Genomic DNA, 19,208 nt, shown 5'->3' on the forward strand with positions numbered 1-19,208 from the left:
ACATAAATTCCCCTCTCTCCAAATGTGAACATTTTAGAGATTGTTGCGCCTAAACTTGCTCTTTTTGAACAAATGAACTTCTTTTAAGATCATACATTCTTTTTATACAAATTGAAGGTACCTCAAGTTTGAGGTACCTTTTTTATGATAACATGAAAGACGAATCCGTTCTATGTCCCAATACATATACATTCGTTTCCTATTATTGTATTAATTTTCCGATCGTTTCTTTCAACTCTGAAACCGCTACTTCAAAGCTCTCACCCGTTTTTCTTACTTTTACTTCAACCATTCCTTCTGAAGCTTTTTTCCCAACCACAACACGAACTGGCATCCCTAATAAGTCAGCATCAGCAAATTTTACGCCGGCACGCTCAGCTCGATCATCGTAAAGGGTGTCAAAGCCATCGTTTTTTAGCTCTTCATATAAACGATCAGCTAGCTCGCGTTGCTCATCGTTTTTCGTGTTCATGAGCAAGAGGTGGACGTCGAATGGTGCAATGGAAGCTGGCCATACGATTCCTTTCTCATCATGATGCTGTTCAACAACTGCAGCTAGTGTTCGAGAAACACCAACCCCGTAGCACCCCATAATCATCGGTTGTGCTTTCCCATTTTCGTCCAAATAGTTTGCTTTCATCGCTTCACTATAACGCGTTCCTAGTTTAAAAACATGTCCAACTTCAATGCCTTTAGCAAATTGAATCGTTCCCTTTCCATCTGGAGATGGATCTCCTTCTTGAATAAAACGAAGGTCAGCAAATTCTTTTACCGTAAAATCACGGTCAACATTGACATGAATGTAATGGTGATGCTCTTCATTCGCTCCGCATACTCCGTTTACAATAGCTTTAACGGCATGGTCAGCGATAATGTCAACATTTGTTCGTAAATGGATAGGACCGACAAATCCTGGCTTGCAACCTGTCACTTCGATCGTTTCTTCTTCAGTCGCCAATTCTACAATTGACGCATTATACACATTTTTCAACTTAACGTCATTCACTTCATGATCTCCGCGTACAAGTGCTAAGACGAACTGATCATCAACTTTAAATAGTAATGATTTAATACATTTCGCACGATCTACTTGTAGGAAATTGGCTACTTGGTCAATCGTTTTTTCATTTCGTGTTTCTACCCGTTCTAATTCCCGCAATGGTTCGTCTAATTTTTCATATTCCATTACGACAGGCGCCATTTCAATATTTGCTGCAAAATCTGATGAATCGGAATAAGCAATTGTATCTTCCCCAATTTCCGATAACACCATGAATTCATGTGTGTCCTTACCACCCATTGCACCGGAATCGGCAATAACGGCTCGGAAGTTTAATTCACAACGTGTAAAAATATTGCTATAAGCTTCTTTAATTTTTTCATACGCTTCATCTAAACTCTCTTTTGAAGAATGGAACGAATAGGCATCTTTCATAATGAACTCGCGGCCGCGAAGCAATCCAAATCGTGGGCGTTTTTCATCACGAAATTTTGTTTGTATTTGATATAACGTAACCGGTAAGCGTTTATAAGACTTTATATCATCTCGAACTAAACTCGTAATCACTTCTTCATGTGTTGGTCCTAAAGCAAATTCGCGATGATGTCTGTCATGTATTCGCATTAATTCTGGACCGTAAGAATGCCAGCGCCCTGATTCTTCCCAAAGCTCTGCTTGTTGAAGTGCAGGCATAACAAGCTCAACACCACCCGCACGATTCATTTCTTCACGAACAATGTTTTCAATTTTTTTCAACACCTTCGTTGCAAGTGGTAAATAGCTATATACACCACTCGCTGTTTGGCGAATAAAACCAGCGCGCAATAATAATTGGTGGCTTTTCACCTCTGCATCAGCAGGAGTTTCACGCAAAGTTGGAATAAATGACATACTCTGTTTCATATTTTGCACCTCGTTTTCTACTTAACCGTTTTAAGAAAGATTTATTGAATAGGACTCGTATAGAACGTTTCATTGCTGTTCGTTTCAAACAGCGTTCATCACTCCAAGAATCATCGTCATTCTCGAGGTGAGGTTGTAAAGAAAAATTCCATTTTTCCTACTTCATATTCTATGGAAACAAGAACATTTCCTATTTAAAAGAAGAATCTTTGAATATCGTTCCATGTAACAACAAGCATTAATAACATTAACAAGGCAAAACCGATAAAATGGACAATTCCTTCCTTTTGTCTGTCGATCGGCTTTCCTCTCACAGCCTCAATGGCAAAGAAAAGCAGTCTTCCACCATCGAGAGCCGGAATCGGAAGTAAGTTCATAATTCCTAAGTTAATACTTAATAATGCCGTCCAATTCAATAAATTCGTTATACCCGTTTGAGCGATTTTATCTGTCATGTCGTAAATGCCGACAGGTCCGGAAAGCATCTCAATGGAAAATTGTCCGGTTATAAGCTTTCCTAAGCTAACGATAATTTCCTTTGTCCACCGAAACGTTTCAACAGCCCCAAATTTTAATGAGCCGAAAAATGTTTTTTCTACCGGGCTATATACGCCGATAAGCCCCATTGTTTCTTCGCCTACTTTTTTCTCCTCAGGTGTTACATTTAATTGTAATGTTTCTCCATCCCGTTCAATCACAATCGGCAATTCATTTTCGGGGTTTGCACGAATGATTTTCACAACACTTTCCCAATCATCGACAGATTGACCAGCGATGGACTTTACAACATCCCCTTTTTGTAAACCCGCTTCAATAGCTGAACCATCCGGAGTCAATTCTCCTAATACAGGCTCATTAATGGGTGCACCTTGTATAAATCCAAGTGCAAATAAAACGACAAACGCTAATACGAAATTCATTAAAGGTCCAGCAATAATCGCCAACGTCCTCTGACCGAGTGATTTCGATGCAAATTGTCGGTTATATGGAGCAATTTGCACTTCTTCATTATCAACGACAAAATAAGCTGTTGAACTAATATCAAATCGCTCGAGTCGCTCCTGTCCACCTTGCTCATAACCTGAAATATACATATCATGTTCGATGTCAGCTTCTTCAACTTCAACAATTTTCGCATCTGGATATCGGTCTTTATTGTTGATAATAATTTTTTCTACTTCTCCTTCATTATTAAAAAGGAGACCTACGTGATAACCAGGCTTGACTTCAATCATTTCCGGATCTTCTCCGGCCATCCGAACGAAACCGCCAATTGGTAATAGCCGAATCGTATATACCGTTTCATTTATTTTTTTAGAAAATACTTTTGGACCAAAGCCAATAGCAAATTCACGACATAAAATTCCAGCTCGCTTTGCAAAAATTAAATGCCCTAATTCGTGAAAAAAAACGAGAGCCCCAAAAATGAGGATAAAAGCAATGATTGTATTCACAAGCAAAACCACCTTTATGGAATTAATAATTGAACAAACTTTCTTGTTTCTTTATCAACATGCAAAATTTCTTCTAATGATGGATTCTGTATCATTTGATGTTTAGTTAACGCTTGTTCAATGAAATCTTCAATGGTTAAGAAGGAAATCGCTCCATTTAAAAATGCCTGTACCGCTTCTTCATTTGCTGCATTTAACACCGTTGGCATTGTACCACCCATTTTACCTGATTCATAGGCAAAATGTAAGCAACGGAACCTGTCAAAATTGACTTCTTGGAAATGAAGTTTCCCAATTTGCGCTAAATTTAATCGTTCGGTTTGAAGCAAGAAGCGATCTGGGTATGTAAGAGCATATTGAATCGGAACTCTCATATCCGGTGTCCCTAGTTGTGCGATGATGCTCCCATCATGGAACTCTACCATCGAATGAATGATACTTTCCTTATGTAATAAAACATGAATGTTTTCATAATCGATTTGAAATAACCAATGTGCTTCAATGACTTCAAGACCTTTGTTCATCATCGTTGCCGAGTCGATGGTTATTTTTGCCCCCATCGACCAGTTCGGGTGGTTTAATGCTTGTTCTATTGTCACACCTTTTAGTTGTTCTCTCGTTTTATCTCGGAAACTTCCACCTGAAGCGGTTAAATGAAGTCGTTCAATATTTTTATGCTGTTCGCCTTGTAAACATTGGAAAATAGCCGAATGCTCACTATCTACAGGTAGAAGCTTAACTTGATGTTTTTCGGCATGTTGTGTAACAAGATGTCCTGCCGTTACTAAAGTTTCTTTATTGGCAATCGCGATATCCTTTTTCGCTTCAATTGCATGTAAAGTTGGAAGAAGTCCTACGCTCCCAATAACCGCATTTACGAGTAAATCTGATTTTTCATAACATGCCGCTTCAATTAATGCTTCTTCTCCATATTTTATCATTACCTTGTTTGGAACTTCATTTCGTATTCTGTCATATACTTCTTTTGACCCAACCGCTACAAATTCAGGTTCAAATTCGATAATGGCCTTTAATCCTAACTCAATATTTCGACCGAACGACATGGAGACAAGTTGAAACTTTTCTCTATTTTTTCTAATCACATCTAGTGTTTGCTGTCCAATCGAACCTGTTGCACCAAGTAAACTAATATATTTCACTACGTCACTCCCAATCGCTACAAACCATTAAAGTGTAATGCTTAATAAAAAGTATAAAATCGGTAACACAAATAATAAACTATCAAACCGATCTAAAATGCCACCATGCCCAGGAAGAATCGTACCGGAGTCTTTTACGTGGTAATGGCGTTTAAGAGCAGATTCTACTAAATCCCCCATTTGGCCGAACATGGAAACGAATATAGCAATAAAAATAACATGACCATAAGACGGCAAGACATTTGTCACGAGTTGAAAAATAAGCGCAATCACAATCGCAGAGAAAACCCCTCCGAAAAAGCCTTCGATCGTTTTATTCGGGCTAATCTCTGGCCAAAGCTTCTTTTTCCCAAACGATCTTCCGATAAAATAAGCGCCTGAATCCGTTGCCCATACGAGCAATAAGGCAAAAAAGATATATTCAAGCTGTAAATCTCTCGTTTCAATAAAAAAATAAAAACCTACACCAACATAAAGTGTTGCGACAATCGTAAAGCCAACATCATCAAATGTAAACTTATTTTTTGTTATAACCGTATACGTTAAAAAAAACATGACAGCTAAAAAAACTGTACCTACTTTACTTATATTTATTTCATTTAACAGCTCAATATAACGTGTTGGAAACAACAAAACCCATAAAATGAATAGACTTACGAACCCTGGAACAGAAAACAAAGCAATTTTCTTCATCCGTAATAGTTCAAATAAACCGATTGAAGCCATTAAATAAATTAGAATCGTAAACGGAATTCCCCCTACAAATACAATCGGGATGAATAATGCTGCCGCTACGACTGCCGTAATGATACGTGTTTTCATCTTCATCACCTTCTAAACGCCGCCGAACCTGCGACCTCTTTGTTGATAATCGTGTATTGCTAATAGAAATTGTTCTTCGTCAAAGTCCGGCCATAAGACTTCCGTAAACCAAAATTCAGTATAAGCGAGCTGCCATAATAAAAAGTTACTTAGTCTTAATTCACCGCTTGTACGAATTAATAAATCAGGATCGTCTAGTGAACTTGTCATTAATTGATTCGAAAAATACTCTTCATTAATATCTTCTAGTGAAATCGTGCCTTCTTTATAGCTTTTGGCAATTTGGTGAACCGTTTGTAATATTTCCGCTCGACTACCGTAATTCAAGGCAAAATTCAAGATCATTCCCGTGTTATGCTTCGTATCTTCAATTGCTTTCGTCACAGCCTTCATCGTATGGTCAGGTAGTTTTGACATATCGCCGATAACGCGAACTTGAACATTTTCTTCTACTAGTTCCGGCAAAAATGTACTTAAAAATTGTTCCGGCAACTTCATTAAAAAATCGACTTCCGTTTTTGGACGTTTCCAATTTTCTGTTGAAAATGCATACAGTGTAAGAGCATTCACACCTATTTCATTTGCTAATTTCGTTATACGTCTAACAACCTTCATTCCTTCATGATGACCGACCATTCGTGGTAAGGAGCGTTTTTTGGCCCAACGTCCATTTCCATCCATGATAATGGCCACATGTTTAGGGACTTCATGTTGCTTAATGTTTTCAACCGTTAATAAATGATTAGGTTGTTCGGAGTTTGTCCACTTTTTTATAAAATTAAACATATGAATCCTCCAAAGAGAAAATGTAGCCAAGTAGTGATGCCTCGTATCTATTATACCTTGGCAACTAAGTTAACAAAAAAACCCCCTGTACGGTGAAGAGGGTTTTGGCACATTTCTATTTTACATAGAAACGGATTAAACTTCCATGATTTCTTTTTCTTTCTCTTTTGTTGTCTCATCAACTTTGCTTACATAAGTATCCGTAAGCTTTTGGACATCGTCTTGATAGCTGCGAAGTTCATCTTCTGTAATTTCCCCGTCTTTTTCAAGTTTTTTCAACTCATCATTTGCATCGCGACGAATGTTTCGTACAGCTACTTTTGCGTCTTCAGAATACTTTCTTACCGTTTTCACTAATTCTTTACGACGTTCTTCCGTTAATGCTGGGATCGAAATACGGATAACCGTACCATCGCTTGTCGGTGTTAACCCAAGATCTGCTTTTAAGATTGCTTTTTCTACATCACCTAATGACGATTTGTCATATGGCTGAATAACAAGTAGGCGCGCTTCAGGTACAGAAATGGAAGCTAATTGATTTACTGGGGTAGGAACGCCATAGTAATCTACTTGTACTTTATCTAAAAGTGCGGCACTTGCACGCCCTGCGCGAATGCTTGCTAATTCACGTTTTAGTGAACTTACTGCTTTTTCCATTTTTTCTTTCGATTGATCTAATACTTGTTTTGACATATCGTTATTTCCCCCTTACGATTGTTCCAATATTTTCACCTAAAACGGTGCGTTTAATATTTCCTTCTTCCATAATCGAAAATACGATTAATGGGATATTGTTGTCCATACATAAAGACGAAGCTGTTGAATCCATGACTGCTAATCCTTCTTTTAAAACATCTAAGTAGGAAAGTTCTTCATATTTCACTGCATTTTCGTCTTTTCTAGGGTCTGCATTATACACACCATCTACATTATTTTTCGCCATTAATATAACGTCTGCTTCAATTTCTGCGGCACGCAATGCTGCTGTCGTGTCCGTTGAGAAATATGGATTTCCAGTACCTGCTGCAAAAATAACGACACGTTTTTTCTCAAGATGACGAATGGCTTTTCTTCTTATGTAAGGCTCTGCTACTTGGCGCATTTCAATAGATGTTTGCACACGTGTTTGAATACCTAATGTTTCTAAGCTATCTTGAAGGGCTAAAGAGTTCATAACCGTCGCAAGCATTCCCATATAGTCGGCTGTCGCACGATCCATCCCCATTTCACTGCCGATTTTTCCGCGCCAAATGTTTCCGCCACCAACAACTACAGCAACTTCGACGCCAAGCTCTGCAATTTCTTTTACTTGTTTGGCAATCGATTGAATAACGGATGGATTGATGCCAAATCCTTGCTCGCCAGCTAAAGCTTCCCCACTTAATTTTAACACAATACGTTTATACTTTGGCGTTTCCATAAATACCTCCAAGCTTCATGGCTGCCTACTAGAGTATTGGTAGACAACGAACGTTATTAACTTCGAAAAAGAGGGAACACCTTTTCGTGTTCCCTTTATGATTGCTTAAAGGGAGTTTACAACACCTTTAAGCGTCCTACATCGTAACATCAACAGAACAGAAAATGCACTCTGTTATTTGTCTACTGTAGATATATCAATCTAACGATATTATTTTTTCACTTGGTTCATTACTTCTTCTGCGAAGTTGTCTTGACGTTTTTCGATTCCTTCTCCAACTTCGTAACGTACGAACGTTTTTACAGTAGCGCCTTTTGCTTTAACATAGTTGCGTACTTTTTCATCAGGATTTTTAACGAAATTTTGGTCAAGTAAGCAAATCTCTTCAAAGAATTTTCCTAAGCGACCTTCGACCATTTTTTCAACAATCTTTTCTGGCTTGCCTTCGTTAAGTGCTTGCTGTTTTAGAACTTCACGCTCATGATCCACTTCTTCTTGAGGAACGGCATCGCGATCGATATAACGCGGGTTCACCGCAGCCACATGCATCGCTACATCTTTTGCTACTTCTTCATCGTTTGTACCTTCTAAAATTGTTAAAACGCCGATACGTCCACCCATGTGTAAGTATGCACCGAATGCATCATTATCCGTTTTTTCAACAATTTCAAAGCGACGAAGCGTAATTTTTTCACCAATTTTTGCAATAGCCGTATTAATAAAGTCTTGAACAACAGAGCCGTTTTCCATTGTAGATGCTAATGCTTCTTCAACGTTAGCTGGTTTTTTCGCTAAAAGATGTGCAGCTAAATCATTTAATAATTCCTTGAAAGCATCGTTTTTCGCAACGAAGTCTGTTTCTGAGTTTACTTCGATAATTACAGCATTGTTTCCTTCTGTTTTAATGAGTGCCGCACCTTCTGCAGCGATACGGTCCGCTTTTTTCGCAGCTTTTGCGATCCCTTTTTCACGAAGGAAGTCAATCGCTTTTTCCATATCACCGTTTGTTTCTGTTAACGCTTTTTTACAATCCATCATACCTGCGCCAGTTTTTTCACGAAGTTCTTTTACCATTTGTGCAGTGATTGCCATAATAGTTCCTCCTTTAATATACGTGTATGTATATGATGCATTTGGTTAAAAAAAGGTGATAAAAGGCTTATATCCCCTCTTATCACCTTTTTGCTCAATTAAGCAGTTGTAGTTGTTTCTTCACCTTGTTTAGCTTCTAAAATAGCATCAGCAATTTTAGAAGTTAAAAGTTTTACTGCGCGAATTGCATCGTCGTTTGCAGGGATCACGTAATCAATTTCATCTGGATCACAGTTCGTATCAACGATACCGATGATTGGGATGTTTAATTTACGTGCTTCAGCAACTGCAATACGCTCTTTACGAGGGTCGATGACGAAAAGCGCATCTGGAAGTTGCTTCATATCTTTAATGCCGCCTAAGAATTTTTCTAGGCGCTCTAATTCTTTGTTAAGCTGAACAACTTCTTTCTTAGGAAGTACTTCGAACGTTCCATCCTCTTCCATTTTACGGATGTCTTTTAAACGTTGAATACGTTTTTGGATTGTTTCGAAGTTTGTTAATGTACCACCTAACCAACGTTGGTTGATGTAGTACATACCTGCACGTGTTGCCTCTTCTTTAACAGACTCTTGTGCTTGCTTTTTCGTACCAACAAAAAGAATAGTTCCACCGTTTGCAGCTAATTCTTTAGCAAATTGGTAAGCTTCTTCAACTTTTTTCACCGTCTTTTGTAAGTCGATGATGTAAATGCCGTTACGCTCTGTGAAGATATATTTCTTCATTTTTGGATTCCAACGGCGAGTTTGGTGACCGAAATGTACACCAGCTTCAAGTAATTGCTTCATTGAAATGACTGACATTTTGTTTTCCTCCTATGGTTTTTGTTCCTCCGCCCGTTTCATCTTTAAACAAGACTACATCCGTAGCACCAATGCTTAAATCTTCGGACGTGTGTATTAACACCAGAAACAAATATATCATAACGATCTCTGGCAATCAAGCAGGAAATCATTGATTTTCTTGAAATTTAATAAAAAGTTCGATTTCCGTCTTTCCTACCTTTAATTGTTGGGCAATTTCTTCAATTGTATACCCTATTTTTTTGAGGTCCATCACCTGTTTTTGAATATCCCCATCAAGATCGTTTGAATCATCATCTTGTTTATGATTCATTTCAAGAACATCTTCATCTTTTTTTTGTAATAATGATTGTAAATGCTCCGGAATCTCTGTTGCTTTATGATTTTTCACTTGTTCGTGATGAGATTCTTCTTTTTGTTTACTATATATGAACGGTGTTTCTTCCACTTTTATTTTGTCATCTTGTTTGATATTATTATCGATCCTTTCTTCCATCGATTGCAAAAACTTTTCGTTTTCATCCTTCACTTCCAATAAAAAAAGCGAAAGAGCTTCTTCTGTTTGTTGAAGAAGCTGTTTTTGTGATTGTTCAAGCTGTTTAACAGATTGATACTTGACATATAAAACAACCAATCCGTAAATCGTTACGATATGAAGGATAAAACTTACGACAAACAATAGAATATTCATTATTTATTCCCTACTTTTATGAAACAATTTTTTCTAATACAGACTTTAATTTTGCTAACGCGCGCGAGTGAATTTGCGAAATTCTTGAAGTGGATAGCCCTAAAATTTGTCCAATCTCCGTTAATGTTAACTCTTCCTTATAAAATAAACTAATGACAAATTGTTCTTTTTCACTTAATTCGGAAATAAGGTGTGACAATTGTTCAAACAATTCTTCTTGAAGAAGCATATCTTCTGGTGACTTCGTTCTCTCGTCTTTAATCACGATATTGATATTGTCACCGTCTTCTTTGTCTTGTAATTGCTCGTCGATTGATAATACATTGGAAAAGAAATTTTCATTGACCGTTTGAACGACTTCTTCTATTGACAATCCAACATCGCTTGCAATTTCTTCTGCTGTAACATTGCGTAAATAGCGCTGTTCAAGTCGTTCAATTGCCGCCTCAATCTTTTTCGCCTTTTCCCGCGAACTTCTCGGTAACCAATCTTCTTTTCGCAATCCATCTAATATGGCACCACGAATACGGAATGTCGCATATGTATCAAATTTTAAGTCTCGATTAGGATCATACTTTTCCAATGCATCGTACAATCCCACCATTCCTAAACTTAACAAATCATCTTTATCCACATTTTTTGGTAAACTGACTGAAATGCGCCCAACGTGGTAGCGTACTAACGGCATATATTTTTTGATGAGCATGTTACAAGCTTCTTTATCTCGGCACTGGGTCCATTTATCCCAATATTGTTTCTCATCACTTAATGTCACTTGGGCCATCCTAAAACCTCCTCAATAAAGTGAAACTTCATTTCCCGTATCCTTTAAATTTCTTTTACTCCTTTATTTACAGTCCGGATGTATAATTTGCATGTTTCCGGATTAAATTCTATCGTTCTACCACTATTTCCTCCAACGTCTTCACTTATGATCGGAATTCCGTGTTTTTTCAATTCATCCTTAACGGACGCTACATTTCTAGGCCCTATACGCATAATGTCTGATGTAGAACGAAAAGAAAACATTTGTGATCCTCCCGCCATTTTTGCCTTCAATGAGCAACTTGGAATGCCCATTGCCAAAAAATGATGAATAAGTTTACTTATAGCTGTATCCGCATACTTCGCTTCATTAACGGTTTCTGATTTGGCTAATGTCGAGTTTGGAAGCATAATATGAGCTAAGCCTGCCATTTTTTTCTTCTCGTGATAAATAATGACCCCGACACAAGACCCAAGTCCTGACGTTCGGATCGTTGATGGGGCAGTAACGAAGTTTAGATCAGCAATTCCTACTTTGACTATGGTTGATCGTTGATTCATTTTTTAAACCTCTAACTTCTTAAAGATTTTCTCGTATGCCTCATGGTTCGGTAAAAAGAAAATGTGACCTTTTAAGAAGTCGTGGTCATGTTGTTCATGATCTTTGATCACAGTATCAATAATTAAAGCTTGATCACTAACAGGAGAAAGTTCAAATAAACCATGGCTAATAATGGCTCCAAACATATCAACGGATAAGTATGGAACAGATTGATAAATATATAAATTTGTTAAATCTGATAAGGCTGAAACATACGAGCCAATTAAAATATTTCCTAATTCTTTTAATGCAGAAGATTCTATTTCCGTCATTTCATAATCTGAACATATATTGGTCGTACCTACTAACACATTTAAATATTCCGAAGCGTTTTGAACTGACATAATAAAAAACATGGAACCTGAAATATCCCCATCTAGCCGTAAATACAAAGCTACGACTTCTTTTTCAGAACCGATGAGATCGATAATTTCTTCGAAAGAACCAACCTTTGCATCCGGCACATTCATATAAATTTTCTTTTGTAAAATATGCGAAAGTGCGGTGGCGGCATTTCCTGCGCCAATATTTCCTACTTCCTTTAACGCATCAAGTTTCTCTGAAGAAATATTTAATAAAAAGCTCATGTGTTTTGCTCCTGTAATACTTTGTCTAAATCTAGTATCATAATTAATCGTTTTCCGATTTTGGTTACACCTTTTATATAGCTTAACTCAACACCTCCGACTACTTCTGGCGTCGGTTCAATTTGATCTTCCGTTATATCGATGACATCATGTGCAGAATCGACGACTAAACCAACATCTATATTATTTTTGGAAGAAACAATGACACGTGTTTGATCATCTATTTTTTCTTCTTCAATATCGAATCGAGTTCTTAAATCAATGAGAGGTGTGACAACTCCCCGCAAATTGATAACCCCTTTTATATACGCCGGGGTACCAGGTACACGTGTTATATGAACGACTTTCTCGATAGACTTTACATCTTGAACGAATATCCCATACTCTTTTTCTTGTAATTGAAAGACGATAATTTTTAATTCTTGAACAGCTGTTTGCATCATTCTTCTCTCCTTTAATAAGGTCAGCTATTTGATTAATGCATTACAATCAATGATCAGAGCGACTTGCCCATCCCCTAAAATCGTAGCACCGGAGATAGCAAATACATTGGATAAATATTGTCCTAACGACTTCAAAACGATTTCTTGTTGACCAATAAAGGAATCTACGACAATACCAGCCATTTTTTCACCTTTTTTCACGATGACAACGGAAAAATGATCAGCATCATGTTCTTCTCGCACATCAAATAACTCACGTAAAAAAACAAGTGGAACGATGTTTCCACGATAGTCTATAACTTTATAATTGTGTGTATGTAAAATTGCTTTTTCATTAATGACGAGCGATTCAATAATTGAAGAAATCGGAATTCCATACTTTTCGGCTCCAACTTCAACGAGCATGACAGAAATAATTGATAATGTCAGCGGTAATTGGATTAAAAATAACGTCCCCATCCCTTCGGAAGATTCAATGCTTATTCTACCGCCTAATGATTCAATTGTATTTTTCACGACATCAAGGCCTACTCCACGACCCGAAATGTCCGATATTTGGTCAGCGGTGGAAAATCCAGATGAAAGGATTAATTGGTATGCTTCTTCTTTCGATAACGATTCAGCCATTTCCGTTGAAATGACTTCCCGCTCAATCGCTTTTTGTAACACTTTCTTTTGATTAATTCCCGCACCATCATCCTGTATTTCAATGAACACATGATTCCCGCTATGATACGCACGTAATGTTAATGTCCCTTCTTCATTTTTCCCGTTTTTCACCCGTATTTCTGGTGTTTCAATCCCATGGTCAAGCGCATTTCGAATCAAATGAACGAGCGGGTCACCAATTTCATCAATAACGGTTCGGTCAAGTTCTGTTTCTGCTCCAATGATTTGGAGTTGAACCTTTTTATTTAAGTCACGGGCTAACTGTCTTACCATTTTAGGAAAACGATTGAACACGGTTTCGATCGGGATCATTCGCATGTTTAATATAATGTTTTGTAAATCGCTCGAAACTCTCGACATTTTTTCAACTGTTTCTTTTAATTCTGGGTGATTTAAATCTTTTGATATTTGTTCTAATCGTCCTTTATCAATGACTAACTCTTCAAATAAGTTCATTAAGACATCTAGCCGATCAATGTTTACACGAATCGTTTTCGTTGTAGATTTTGTCGGTTTAGCCATTTTTTTCTCATTCACACATTGTTTTTGCTGATTCGTTACTTTTTCATTTTCTTTTGCAGCAGCAACTTCTTTTGCAGGAGCAATATATTTCTGTGCTGTTTCCATTTCAGATACTTCAGAATCTTCAATATGAATAGGTTGTACATTCACATTATCTATTTCGGAAACTTTTAAAATTTTCATACTCACATCATCTATTTCTTCTTTTGTAATGTAGACGATGTTGAATTGATGTTGAAAGTTTTCTTCCTCAAGCATTTCAACGGACGGATTTGATTTCAAAATTTCCCCGTCCTTTTCTAATAATTCAAATACCATGAACGCTCGCGCAGCTTTTAGTAGACAATCTTCCCTTAAAGTGACAATTACCTCATATACACGATATCCTTGTTCTATTGATTGTTGTATAATTGTACGCTCATATTCATCAAACGCTTGATCGATTGTTTGTTCGTTAATAGTAGAAGGATTTTCTTGATCACGTTCACCCTTTTCGATCATTTCCAATGTATTTACTATTTCCGACACATCTTTTTTTCCATCTCCACCAGCTGCAATGATATCGACCATTTCCTCTAAACTTTCCAGCGCTAAAAACAGGACATCGACAATTTCAGGCGTAACCGATAATGTTTCATTTCGTAAGGCATCTAATACATTTTCCATTTTATGAGTTAAGTTGGCTAAATCTTCATATCCCATTGTCGCACTCATCCCTTTTAATGTGTGAGCAGAGCGAAATATTTCATTGATGATTAGGAGGTCTTCAGGATTTTGTTCTAACTCTAGAAGCTTATCATTACAGGCTTGTAAATGTTCATTACTTTCCTCTAAAAAAATCTCTAAATATTGGTTCATTTCCATTTGAGATACACTCCTTCTCTTATTCAAATGAAGCGTTGGATCGTGTGCGGAATCTCTTTTAAGTCGACGATATAATCTATTGTATTAGCTTCAATCGCTGATTTCGGCATCCCAAAAATGATTGAGCTTTGTTCAGATTGGGCAATTGTCGTAACATCACTTGATGCCTTAAGTTTTTTCAATCCGATTGTCCCATCTGATCCCATCCCCGTCATAATGACGGCAATTTTCTCGTAATCTTTTAATTTGCTCATCGATTCAAATAATACATCAACGGATGGGCGATAACTTTCAGCGTCATCGTTAATGATTTCAATTTGAAGATCTAATCCATTTTGGACGACTTTCATATGCAATCCTCCAGGAGCAATATAAACAACTCCTTTTCGAACAATTTCTCCATGTTCAGCCTCTTTCACTTCAAGTTGTGACATAACATTTAGACGCTCTGCCAGGGATTGGGTAAACCCTTTTGGCATATGTTGGACAATAAAATAAGAGGCATGTTTTTGTAAATGAGGAATCACATGCTTTAGTGCACGCGGCCCCCCTGTTGATGTGCCTATGCCTACTAATACGTGTCCATGATGGTTTTTTTGCAATAAGCATCAGCCTTTCAAAAATATTTTTTTTAGTCTATGTACAAATCCTTTTTCAACTTCTACCTCCCCTAAAATGTTGTCTGATATCGATTCAATCGCTTTTGTTATGGGAGAAGAAGGGTATTTTATGAAAAAAGGTGTTTGATCCATAACAGATAGTTGAACATGGTGATCATCTGGCAAATAACCTAGTAAGTGAATTTCTTCTTGTAAAAAGTTGCGAGCGACCTCATACATTCTTTTCCATGCCCTTTCCCCATCTGAGCGTTTTTGACAACGATTTACGACAAGGTTTACACGTTTTTCAGGCATTTTCGCAAAAACAAGTTTCATAGCAGCATAAGCATCCATAATAGCTGTCGGCTCCGGCGTTGTTATGACAACAATTTCATCAACCGCCATTAAAAACTTCATTGTTATTTCGTTAATTCCCGCCCCCATATCAAAGAGGATATAGTCATGTTCGCTTACCATTTTTTCTAATTCGCGTACAAAAAAGCGAAATGTCTCTTCTTCAAGCTCAACTAGTTTTGAGAGCGATGTTCCCCCTGACATATAAGAAAGGTGATAAGGGCCAACCTTTACAATTTCTTCGTATGGCAGTTGATCATCAAGCATATCGACAATCGAGTAAGAAGAAGACTTACCGAGCAACAAATCGATATTGGCCATGCCGATATCAGAATCAATAAGCAAAACTTTTTTTGATCGTTTCGCTAAACTTAAAGATAAATTGAGGACAACATTCGATTTTCCAACGCCACCTTTACCACTTATAACCGCAATCGTTTTCGCGTGTTTTTTATAAGATTGTTGTAACTGTAAGCGCAATTGTTCCGCTTGATCCATAACCATTACCTCAATACCCATTCACCAAATTTTTTTGTATTCATTTCATGAATATCGTCTGGTACATCTTGTCCATCTGTAATATATCCACACCCGATGTTCGTTTTCAAAACGAGGTTGAACATTGCACCATGTGATGAGGTTTCATCGTATTTTGTAAAGATAAATTGATGAATTGGAATCACCTTGAATTGTTCATAAATCGCAACCATATCCTCATATTTTGATGTAAGTGAAAAGACAAGAAATGTTTCCATATCGTGTTTGAAATCAATGATCTCTTGCAAATCCTTTACATACTGCATTTCCATAAAATTACGACCAGCCGTGTCGATAAATACGACATCGTAGGCATTTAGTTTTGTTTTTGCTTTTAAAAAGTCATTGGCATTGTAACAAACCTCTACTGGTGCGTTTAATATAGTGGCATATGTCTTTAATTGTTCAATTGCTGCAATTCGATACGTATCCGTCGTGATAAAAGCGATGCTTTTTTTATGTTTGATTTTGATTTCGGCTGCTAATTTTGCTAATGTTGTCGTTTTCCCTACTCCTGTAGGCCCAATCACATTAATATATTTTTTCGTTCTCGTAATGCCATGAAAAGAAATCGGTTCGAGCATTTTATGCAGTTCATTTTTGAGAACGTCCAAATGCTCCTCTTTTGTCAACTTCTTCCCGTTGACAAAATATGCTTCAAGCAATGCCATCATCAAACGAGATCGAGCATTCGATTCAATCCCTTTACTTTTCAATTGCTCAGCAAACGGTAATAATTCTGTTGGATAAACCTTTTTATCACTTTTATGTAGGCTTTCGACAAGTTGTTTAATTTGTTCCATCTCTTTATAGATTGAAAGCTTTTCAGAATTGGCAAAAGAATCTTTTTGACGGTGTTCTAGTTCTTTTATTTGCTTTTTCTTTTCAACGAAAGGTTCTACTCGTGAACGCTTATGAACGTCCGAATCAACACCTGCAATGACTTCAATGTTTTTTTTCTGAAATAAACCGAAAAACCCACCTGAATAAACGACTTTTGAATTTAAAATGACAGCATCATGCCCAAGTTCTTGGCGAATATGCTTCATCGCCTCCTGTAAGGAAGGGGCTTTATACTTTTTGATTTTCATTACGTGTTCACCACCCCGATGCTTTGAACTTCCACATTTGCTTCAAGTTCATTATAGGAAAGTACTGGTATATCCGGTAAGTATCGTTCAATTAGTTGCCTTACATACATTCGAACAGCTGGTGAGCATAACAATATCGGCGACACGTCCTGCATCGATAGCTGCTCAATATTGGTTGCGATCGATTCAATGATAGCTTGAGACTGCCCGGGTTCTAACGACAAATAATTCCCATGCTCTGTTTGATGGACCCCCTCAGCAATGAGCTTTTCGATCTGTCCAGATAGCGTAACCACTTTTAAAGGTTCTCCTTCTTTTGTATACTGACTTGTAATTTGTTTAGCTAATGCTTGCCTTACATATTCCGTTAATAAATCAGGATCTGTTGATAACTTTCCATAATCCGCTAACGTTTCAAAAATTACCGGTAAGTTGCGAATCGACACTTTTTCTTTTAATAACTTCGCAAGCACTTTTTGAATATCTCCAATTGATAGTGGATTTGGTGTTACTTCTTCGACAACAATCGGATTTGATTCTTTTAAATGATCGACTAATTGTTTCGTCTCATGCCGTCCTAATAATTCATGTGCATATTTCTTTAAAATTTCCGTCATATGTGTGGATACAACAGACGGGGGATCGACTACAGTATAACCAAAGATCTCTGCTTCGTCCTTCGCTGCCTCACTAATCCATTTAGCGGGTAACCCGAAGGACGGCTCTTTCGTATGTATCCCTTCAATCGTATCATCGTCAATCCCCGGGCCTAAAGCTAAATAGTGATCGAGAAGAAGCTCACCCTTAGCCACTTCATTCCCTTTAATTTTTAATCGATATTCATTGGGCTCAAGTTGAATATTATCTCGAATTCGTACAACTGGAATGACCATTCCTAATTCAATGGCGAGCTGCCTCCGAATCATGACAATTCGGTCGAGTAAGTCCCCACCTTGATTCGCATCAGCCAGCGGGATAAGCCCGTAACCGAACTCAAATTCAATTGGATCAAAATCAATTAAATTCATGATTTGCTCTGGGCTCTTTATATCTTGTATTGGTTCTTCTACTTCTACCTCTTCTGTAACAACTAATTCCGCCTGTTGCGTTTTTCTAAACATATATCCTAATACGCCTAACAGAATCGCGATCGGTGCGGTTAATAGCGGGCCAATAGGTGTTACAACCCCTAATAAAAAAATCGTACCAGCTGCGACAAATAACATATTCGGATAGGCAAAAAGCTGTTTAGTAATATCGCTTCCTAAATTCCCATCAGATGCAGCTCTTGTGACAACAATACCCGTTGCCGTTGATATTAATAACGCTGGAATTTGGCTGACGATGCCGTCCCCAACGGTTAATAACGTATAACGGGATGCCGCTTCTTGTAACCCAAGATCTTGTTGTAACATACCGATAACAATACCGAAAATAATATTGATTAAGACAATCACAATGCCGGCAATGGCGTCTCCCTTTACAAACTTACTTGCTCCGTCCATTGCCCCATAAAAGTCTGCTTCTTGTGCAACTTTTTCTCGGCGCTTTTTCGCTTCTTCGTCTGTAATAATTCCAGCGTTTAAATCCGCATCAATACTCATCTGTTTTCCGGGCATCGCATCGAGTGTGAAGCGAGCGGCCACTTCCGAAACACGTTCAGAACCTTTCGTAATGACGACAAATTGAATAATAATTAAAATTAAAAATACGACAAACCCGACAATTACATTACCACCGACAACGAATGTACCGAACGTTTCTACAACTTTCCCAGCTTCTCCCTTCGAAAGGATGGATCGTGTTGTTGACACGTTCAGTCCTAATCGAAACAACGTGAGCAATAATAATAGTGATGGAAAAATAGAAAACTGTAGCGGTTCTTGCATATTCATCGATGTAAGGAGGACTAACAATGCAAGAGAAATATTGATGATAATGAAAATGCTTAGCATCCAAGATGGAAAAGGGATAATTAACATGGCGATGATTAAGATGACACTTATTAATACGGATAAATCTCTTGCTTGCATATGTTTTTTCTC

General features: G+C 37.6%; 19 protein-coding genes. All 19 read right to left on the reverse strand.

Annotated elements, in window-relative coordinates:
* Nucleotides 1–202 precede the first annotated feature (202 nt).
* A complete protein-coding gene (locus MLD65_RS00215; RefSeq protein WP_243289843.1) occupies nt 203–1,903 on the reverse strand; it encodes a proline--tRNA ligase in 1,701 nt (566 codons plus the stop codon).
* A gap of 194 nt (nt 1,904–2,097) precedes the next feature.
* A complete protein-coding gene (gene rseP, locus MLD65_RS00220) occupies nt 2,098–3,357 on the reverse strand; it encodes an RIP metalloprotease RseP (RefSeq protein WP_243289844.1) in 1,260 nt (419 codons plus the stop codon).
* Nucleotides 3,358–3,371: 14 nt separating this feature from the next.
* The gene (gene dxr, locus MLD65_RS00225; protein WP_243289845.1) at nt 3,372–4,517 is read right to left on the reverse strand and encodes a 1-deoxy-D-xylulose-5-phosphate reductoisomerase; all 1,146 of its coding nucleotides are present in this window, start codon (nt 4,515–4,517) and stop codon (nt 3,372–3,374) included.
* Nucleotides 4,518–4,544: 27 nt separating this feature from the next.
* The gene (locus tag MLD65_RS00230) at nt 4,545–5,339 is read right to left on the reverse strand and encodes a phosphatidate cytidylyltransferase (RefSeq protein ID WP_243289846.1); all 795 of its coding nucleotides are present in this window, start codon (nt 5,337–5,339) and stop codon (nt 4,545–4,547) included.
* Nucleotides 5,340–5,351: 12 nt separating this feature from the next.
* Entirely contained in the window at nt 5,352–6,125 is a 774-nt protein-coding gene (locus tag MLD65_RS00235) for an isoprenyl transferase (RefSeq protein WP_243289847.1), read from the reverse strand.
* A 135-nt stretch (nt 6,126–6,260) separates the two neighbouring features.
* On the reverse strand, nt 6,261–6,818 hold the full coding sequence (gene frr / locus MLD65_RS00240; protein ID WP_243289848.1) for a ribosome recycling factor: 558 nt from the start codon (nt 6,816–6,818) through the stop codon (nt 6,261–6,263).
* Between the two features lie 4 nt (nt 6,819–6,822).
* The gene (pyrH, locus tag MLD65_RS00245) at nt 6,823–7,545 is read right to left on the reverse strand and encodes a UMP kinase (RefSeq protein ID WP_243289849.1); all 723 of its coding nucleotides are present in this window, start codon (nt 7,543–7,545) and stop codon (nt 6,823–6,825) included.
* Between the two features lie 210 nt (nt 7,546–7,755).
* A complete protein-coding gene (gene tsf / locus MLD65_RS00250; RefSeq protein WP_243289850.1) occupies nt 7,756–8,637 on the reverse strand; it encodes a translation elongation factor Ts in 882 nt (293 codons plus the stop codon).
* A gap of 98 nt (nt 8,638–8,735) precedes the next feature.
* Nucleotides 8,736–9,440 (reverse strand): 30S ribosomal protein S2, encoded by a 705-nt coding sequence (gene rpsB, locus MLD65_RS00255; RefSeq protein WP_243289851.1) that lies wholly within the window; start codon nt 9,438–9,440, stop codon nt 8,736–8,738.
* Between the two features lie 148 nt (nt 9,441–9,588).
* The gene (locus MLD65_RS00260) at nt 9,589–10,131 is read right to left on the reverse strand and encodes a hypothetical protein (protein ID WP_243289852.1); all 543 of its coding nucleotides are present in this window, start codon (nt 10,129–10,131) and stop codon (nt 9,589–9,591) included.
* A 16-nt stretch (nt 10,132–10,147) separates the two neighbouring features.
* Nucleotides 10,148–10,915 (reverse strand): FliA/WhiG family RNA polymerase sigma factor, encoded by a 768-nt coding sequence (locus MLD65_RS00265; RefSeq protein WP_243289853.1) that lies wholly within the window; start codon nt 10,913–10,915, stop codon nt 10,148–10,150.
* A gap of 44 nt (nt 10,916–10,959) precedes the next feature.
* On the reverse strand, nt 10,960–11,457 hold the full coding sequence (locus MLD65_RS00270) for a chemotaxis protein CheD (RefSeq protein WP_243289854.1): 498 nt from the start codon (nt 11,455–11,457) through the stop codon (nt 10,960–10,962).
* A 3-nt stretch (nt 11,458–11,460) separates the two neighbouring features.
* Nucleotides 11,461–12,084: a chemotaxis protein CheC gene (locus MLD65_RS00275; protein WP_243289855.1), complete on the reverse strand. Its 624-nt coding sequence runs from the start codon at nt 12,082–12,084 to the stop codon at nt 11,461–11,463.
* Nucleotides 12,081–12,527, reverse strand: a complete 447-nt coding sequence (locus MLD65_RS00280; protein WP_243289856.1) for a chemotaxis protein CheW — start codon at nt 12,525–12,527, stop codon at nt 12,081–12,083. The genes MLD65_RS00275 and MLD65_RS00280 overlap by 4 nt, the downstream gene beginning before the upstream one ends.
* Nucleotides 12,528–12,551: 24 nt before the next feature.
* Nucleotides 12,552–14,582, reverse strand: a complete 2,031-nt coding sequence (locus MLD65_RS00285; protein WP_243289857.1) for a chemotaxis protein CheA — start codon at nt 14,580–14,582, stop codon at nt 12,552–12,554.
* A gap of 23 nt (nt 14,583–14,605) precedes the next feature.
* Nucleotides 14,606–15,184 (reverse strand): CheB methylesterase domain-containing protein, encoded by a 579-nt coding sequence (locus MLD65_RS00290; protein WP_243289858.1) that lies wholly within the window; start codon nt 15,182–15,184, stop codon nt 14,606–14,608.
* Between the two features lie 6 nt (nt 15,185–15,190).
* Nucleotides 15,191–16,033 carry a MinD/ParA family protein gene (locus MLD65_RS00295; RefSeq protein ID WP_243289859.1) on the reverse strand — a complete coding sequence of 281 codons (843 nt, stop codon included), beginning with the start codon at nt 16,031–16,033 and terminating at the stop codon, nt 15,191–15,193.
* 5 nt (nt 16,034–16,038) lie between these two features.
* A complete protein-coding gene (flhF, locus tag MLD65_RS00300; RefSeq protein ID WP_243289860.1) occupies nt 16,039–17,163 on the reverse strand; it encodes a flagellar biosynthesis GTPase FlhF in 1,125 nt (374 codons plus the stop codon).
* Nucleotides 17,163–19,196, reverse strand: a complete 2,034-nt coding sequence (gene flhA, locus MLD65_RS00305; protein ID WP_243289861.1) for a flagellar biosynthesis protein FlhA — start codon at nt 19,194–19,196, stop codon at nt 17,163–17,165. The genes flhF and flhA overlap by 1 nt, the downstream gene beginning before the upstream one ends.
* Between the last annotated feature and the right edge of the window lie 12 nt (nt 19,197–19,208).

Source organism: Bacillus sp. FJAT-47783 (assembly GCF_022808615.1).
Lineage (GTDB): Bacteria > Bacillota > Bacilli > Bacillales > Aeribacillaceae > Bacillus_BZ.

Excerpts from the sequence above, each read along its gene's own strand:
- rpsB (WP_243289851.1), bottom strand. The coding sequence starts at position 9,440 with ATGTCAGTCATTTCAATGAAGCAATTACTTGAAGCTGGTGTACATTTC.
- flhA (WP_243289861.1), bottom strand. The coding sequence starts at position 19,196 with ATGCAAGCAAGAGATTTATCCGTATTAATAAGTGTCATCTTAATCATC.
- MLD65_RS00270 (WP_243289854.1), bottom strand. The coding sequence starts at position 11,457 with ATGAATCAACGATCAACCATAGTCAAAGTAGGAATTGCTGATCTAAAC.
- MLD65_RS00275 (WP_243289855.1), bottom strand. The coding sequence starts at position 12,084 with ATGAGCTTTTTATTAAATATTTCTTCAGAGAAACTTGATGCGTTAAAG.
- frr (WP_243289848.1), bottom strand. The coding sequence starts at position 6,818 with ATGTCAAAACAAGTATTAGATCAATCGAAAGAAAAAATGGAAAAAGCA.
- MLD65_RS00280 (WP_243289856.1), bottom strand. The coding sequence starts at position 12,527 with ATGATGCAAACAGCTGTTCAAGAATTAAAAATTATCGTCTTTCAATTA.
- MLD65_RS00295 (WP_243289859.1), bottom strand. The coding sequence starts at position 16,033 with ATGGATCAAGCGGAACAATTGCGCTTACAGTTACAACAATCTTATAAA.
- MLD65_RS00260 (WP_243289852.1), bottom strand. The coding sequence starts at position 10,131 with ATGAATATTCTATTGTTTGTCGTAAGTTTTATCCTTCATATCGTAACG.
- tsf (WP_243289850.1), bottom strand. The coding sequence starts at position 8,637 with ATGGCAATCACTGCACAAATGGTAAAAGAACTTCGTGAAAAAACTGGC.
- flhF (WP_243289860.1), bottom strand. The coding sequence starts at position 17,163 with ATGAAAATCAAAAAGTATAAAGCCCCTTCCTTACAGGAGGCGATGAAG.
- MLD65_RS00235 (WP_243289847.1), bottom strand. The coding sequence starts at position 6,125 with ATGTTTAATTTTATAAAAAAGTGGACAAACTCCGAACAACCTAATCAT.
- MLD65_RS00215 (WP_243289843.1), bottom strand. The coding sequence starts at position 1,903 with ATGAAACAGAGTATGTCATTTATTCCAACTTTGCGTGAAACTCCTGCT.
- MLD65_RS00230 (WP_243289846.1), bottom strand. The coding sequence starts at position 5,339 with ATGAAAACACGTATCATTACGGCAGTCGTAGCGGCAGCATTATTCATC.
- MLD65_RS00285 (WP_243289857.1), bottom strand. The coding sequence starts at position 14,582 with ATGGAAATGAACCAATATTTAGAGATTTTTTTAGAGGAAAGTAATGAA.
- MLD65_RS00265 (WP_243289853.1), bottom strand. The coding sequence starts at position 10,915 with ATGGCCCAAGTGACATTAAGTGATGAGAAACAATATTGGGATAAATGG.
- pyrH (WP_243289849.1), bottom strand. The coding sequence starts at position 7,545 with ATGGAAACGCCAAAGTATAAACGTATTGTGTTAAAATTAAGTGGGGAA.